The sequence below is a fragment of the Pseudoalteromonas sp. Z9A5 genome (assembly GCF_011378875.1).
Classification (GTDB): domain Bacteria; phylum Pseudomonadota; class Gammaproteobacteria; order Enterobacterales; family Alteromonadaceae; genus Pseudoalteromonas.
Window position 1 is genome coordinate 1 of record NZ_WTLC01000017.1, and the last position, 875, is coordinate 875.

Below are 875 nucleotides of genomic sequence, written 5' to 3' on the forward strand. Positions count from 1 at the left end.
AGTGGGCGATTTAAAGGTCATCGAAAAATACAAGGCGGGCGACCGCAAGTAAGAACCGTTTTGTACATGGCAATGATGTCAGCAATGCAATCAAATCCTGTTTTTAAAGCAACATATCAGCGGTTATTAGCCGCAGGGAAACCTAAAAAAGTCGCAATAATTGCCTGCATTAGAAAGATGATTGTTATCTTAAATTCAATGCTAAGAGATGGTGTTTTATGGGAAGCGCCAAAAGTTATAAATTAACTATTGACGCCATAGTCTCTTGTTAGGCGTAGATTACTCAAATACCCAATATAGCAATATAACCATGTTTTTGAATATTTGTTTCTGCCCACTCGATCAATTCTGATATCACGTTGAATAAATGAATTTTGCAATATTCAAAGTGATTTTGAAAATAATCACGAGTTCCAGAAAATATAAAGAAAAGCTTATTCATAACATCGCTAAATTCATTCGCTGATTCTAATAATGAAGCAAGTTCTTTCAATTCAATTAACGCTTTATTCCACTCATCTTTGTCTGCGTTATTCATGCCGTAATGATCGTAATCTGAAATAGCTATTTCAAAAATGGGTTCAATAAGTCCAAATGTTTCTTCTTCAAAGAATAAGCTGGTTGGGCACCAGTGCTTTCCTTGGTATTTGCCAAGACTAAGCTCAATGTAGCAAGTTCCTTCAAGCTCCATTTTATCACGGATTATTTTGATAGACTCCATATATGACCTTACGCCTAACGAGCCTGTAGATTAACTCGTTTTTTTATTTATTTTTATTGATAAACAAACCATAGCTGAGTTCCTATTTTGGTTCAATCGATTACTGTATTTTATGCAGAATATAAAGTGGGAGTTTGGTGTTGTTTTAATTGGC

2 protein-coding genes are annotated in these 875 nt (G+C 34.6%); one reads left to right on the plus strand and one right to left on the minus strand.

Going from position 1 to position 875, the window contains the following annotated elements; translation table 11 throughout:
- On the plus strand, positions 1-246 hold a 246-nt coding region (locus GQR56_RS10185), incomplete at its 5' end, for a transposase (protein WP_166110990.1).
- A 37-nt stretch (positions 247-283) separates the two neighbouring features.
- Here the strand turns inward: GQR56_RS10185 and GQR56_RS10190 are convergent.
- The gene (locus GQR56_RS10190) at positions 284-721 is read right to left on the minus strand and encodes a hypothetical protein (protein WP_166110993.1); all 438 of its coding nucleotides are present in this window, start codon (positions 719-721) and stop codon (positions 284-286) included.
- Positions 722-875: the final 154 nt, after the last annotated feature.